Origin of the sequence: Actinomyces sp. ICM58, from assembly GCF_000283035.1 — a bacterium.
Taxonomy (GTDB): domain Bacteria; phylum Actinomycetota; class Actinomycetes; order Actinomycetales; family Actinomycetaceae; genus Pauljensenia.
In genome coordinates this window covers 1-3,219 of the sequence record NZ_ALIY01000100.1, presented here as the reverse complement: position 1 = coordinate 3,219, position 3,219 = coordinate 1, and the positions used below count along the sequence as shown (strand labels likewise).

General features: G+C 68.7%; 3 protein-coding genes and 1 pseudogene. All 4 read left to right on the top strand.

Translation table 11 applies throughout. The features are described 5' to 3' along the window. Positions 1–1,030 (top strand): annotated as a pseudogene (locus HMPREF1138_RS11255) (hypothetical protein); the annotation flags it as partial. Between the two features lie 17 nt (positions 1,031–1,047). Next, on the top strand, positions 1,048–2,085 hold the full coding sequence (gene trxB, locus HMPREF1138_RS05010) for a thioredoxin-disulfide reductase (protein ID WP_009057301.1): 1,038 nt from the start codon (positions 1,048–1,050) through the stop codon (positions 2,083–2,085). Then, positions 2,082–2,510 (top strand): YchJ family protein, encoded by a 429-nt coding sequence (locus HMPREF1138_RS05005; protein ID WP_009057302.1) that lies wholly within the window; start codon positions 2,082–2,084, stop codon positions 2,508–2,510. Before trxB ends, HMPREF1138_RS05005 begins: the two co-directional genes overlap by 4 nt. A 20-nt stretch (positions 2,511–2,530) precedes the next feature. Then, a complete protein-coding gene (locus HMPREF1138_RS05000) occupies positions 2,531–3,172 on the top strand; it encodes a phosphatase PAP2 family protein (RefSeq protein WP_009057299.1) in 642 nt (213 codons plus the stop codon). The last annotated feature ends 47 nt before the right edge of the window (positions 3,173–3,219 follow it).

The window sequence follows — 3,219 nt, the reverse complement described above, 5'->3', positions numbered from 1 at the left end:
GGCCCCCGAGGCCCAGCAGATCGCCGAGGCCCTGGCCGAGCTCGGCGTCGAGCCGCTGGCCGAGGGCGCCGAGGACGGCGTGGACGCCGCCGAGGTTCCCACGACCGCGTTCCCCCTCGCTCCCCCGCCGCCCATGCCCGCCTCCAGCGGCTACGAGCGCGAGGGCGAGGCCTACAACACGGACTTCCCCCACCCCGAGCCGCTCGCCGACGCGCCCTCGACCCATCAGATCCCGCGCGTGCGCCCGATCGACGAGGAGCCCGTGCCCGCTGCCCCCGCTGAGGAGGCCACCGAGGTCCTGTCCGCGATCCCGGCCGCGCCCACGGTGCCCGCCACGGCCTCGTCGACCGCGCACGAGCCCAAGCCCACCAAGGAGACGCCCGAGCGCTCCGGCAAGCTCATCGACCCGACGCGGCCCGCGCTGCTCTTCGGCCTCGTCCTGTTCCTCTTCGGAGCGATCTGGGGCCCGTGGATGGCGACGCGCCCCGTCACCGACCTCGACTTGGGTCAGTCCCTGCGCGCCGGCCTCAACCCCGACCAGAACCAGAGCGAACCCGCGCCGAACCTGACCACCACGCCGCCGCCGGCGCCCTCCGTGACGCCCGTGATCTCCTCCGTGCAGGTCCTGTCGTGGAACAACGACGACGGCGACCACCCGGACCGCGCGATCAACATGATCGACTCCAACCCGTCCACTTCGTGGAGCTCACGCTGGTTCGACAACAACCAGTTCCGTGACGAAACCTCCGTCACGATCGTCGTCAAGCTCCAGCAGAAGGCCACCGTGTCCTCGGTGACGCTCAACATGGATCCGGCGACGTCCGGCGGCGAGATCGTCGTGCGTAACGTCACCGACCCGGCGAATCCGCGCGGTGGAACAGAACTGGCCTCCTCGGCGTTGTCTCCGACGACGACGATCCAACTGCCCGAGCCCGTCGAGACCGACACCATCGCGCTGCAGTTCCGCTCCATGCCCAAGGGCCAGGACGGACGCAACTGGGCGTGGATCTCCGAACTCACCGTTCAGTAACCCTAAGGAGGGTACGTATGTCTTTCGTGACGATTCCGGGCCTTGTGACGGCCGAAAACACCGATATCACCGCTGAGACCGCCGAGGTCCAGATCCCGTCGACCGAGGTCCCCGAGGGCGCCACCGTCCACGACGTCGTTATCGTCGGCTCGGGCCCCGCCGGTTACACGGCTGCGGTCTACACGGCCCGCGCCGGCCTGGCCCCCATCGTGCTGGCCGGCCAGCTGACCCCGGGCGGCGCGCTCATGACCACGACCGAAGTCGAGAACTTCCCCGGTTTCCCCGAGGGCATTCAGGGCCCCGAGCTCATGGACAACATGCGCGAGCAGGCCGAGAAGTTCGGCGCGGACATTCGCTACGAGGACGTCGTCGCCGTCAACCTCGAGGGCGATGTGAAGGCCGTGGCGACCGAGGACGAGGTCTTTTACGCGCGCGCCGTCATCCTGGCCACCGGCTCGGAGTACCGTCACATGAACGTGCCCGGCGAGGAGGAGTTCTCCGGCCGCGGCGTCTCCTACTGCGCGACCTGCGACGGTTTCTTCTTCAAGGATCGTCGCCTCGCGGTCATCGGCGGCGGCGACTCCGCGATGGAGGAAGCGACCTTCCTGACGAACTTCGCGTCCGAGGTCGTCGTCGTGCACCGCCGCGACGCCCTGCGCGCCTCGCGCGTCATGGCCGAACGCGCCCTCAACAACCCGAAGATCACCTTCGAGTGGAACGCCACCGTCTCCGAGGTCCTCGGTGACGAGGCCGTGACCGGCCTGCGCCTGGCCTCCACGGTGGACGGCTCCGAGCGCAACATCGCCGTGGACGGCGTGTTCGTCGCGATCGGCCACCTGCCCCGCACGGGCTTCCTGCGCGACCAGGTCGCCCTCGACGAGGCCGGCTACATCACGGTCGACGAGCCCTCGACGCGCACGTCCGTGGCGGGCGTGTTCGCGTGCGGCGACGCCGTGGACCACACGTACCGCCAGGCCATCACGGCGGCCGGCTCGGGCTGCCGCGCGGCCCTGGACGCGGAGCGCTGGTTGGCTTCCCTGGGCGACCAGGCGTGACCTCCCTCACTGCTTTCGGCGCTGCGAGCGCTGGCGCGCCCCGGCCTCGTACCTGCCCGTGCGGGTCGGGGGCACTGCTGGCGCAGTGCTGCGGGCGCTACCTGGACGGCGAGGAGGCGCCGACGGCCGAGGCCCTCATGCGCTCGCGCTACACGGCATTCGCGCTGCGCGACGGGGACTATTTGTTCCGCACGTGGCACCCGCGCACGCGCCCCGCACCCCCGTACTGGGTGGAGGGGACGCAGTGGATTGGCCTGCGTATCCTCGGGGCCGAGGCCGGGGGTCCCTCCGACGAGGAGGGAACCGTCACGTTCGAGGCCTCGTGGCGCGACGTAACGACGGGCGAAAGCGGCTCGATGCGGGAGAATTCTCGCTTCTCGCGCAGGGCCGGACGCTGGATGTACGAGTACGGCACCAACGACTGACACTACGGTAGGATTTCAATATGTTTGTTCGTCGACTCCTGTCGCCCCCCGTCATCGTCGGGGCTCTTCTCGTCGTGGTGGTTGCTATCGCCGGAGGCTTCATCACGAACCCGCTGCCGATCGACACCACCGTGTGGACCGATTTCATCGACTCGCGCACGCCCGCGATGAACACGTTCATGACGGGTGCGTCTTGGCTGTTCGATCCCAAGCGCGCCGTCGCCCTTGCCCTCGTCGTGGCGGCCGCCGTGTGGTGGTTCGTCAAGAAGGTCATGCACGCCCTGTACATCCTGGGGTCCGTGGCTTTCTCGGGGATCAATGGGTACATCATTAAGCACATCGATTCGCGTCCGCGCCCGGAAGAGGCCTACCGTCTGATCACCGAGGACGGCTATTCCTTCCCGTCGGGCCACGCGACTGCTGTGACCGCCCTGATCGTGTCGCTGGTCCTCGTCCTGACGATGACGCGCCTGGGCCGTCGTCTCCGTTACCTGCTGTGGGTCGCGGCCTTCGTCTTCATCGCGTTCATCTGCATGACGCGCCTGTACCTGGGCGTCCACTGGGTGACGGACGTGATCGGCGGCTTCGGCGTGGGTCTCGGTTCCTCGATGATCCTGGCGCCGTTCATGCTGCGGCCAAACGCCTTGAAGTTGTTCCGCTAGTCATCGGAGCTCAATTGTTGCCGGGAGCGCCCGGGGCCGCGGCCCCG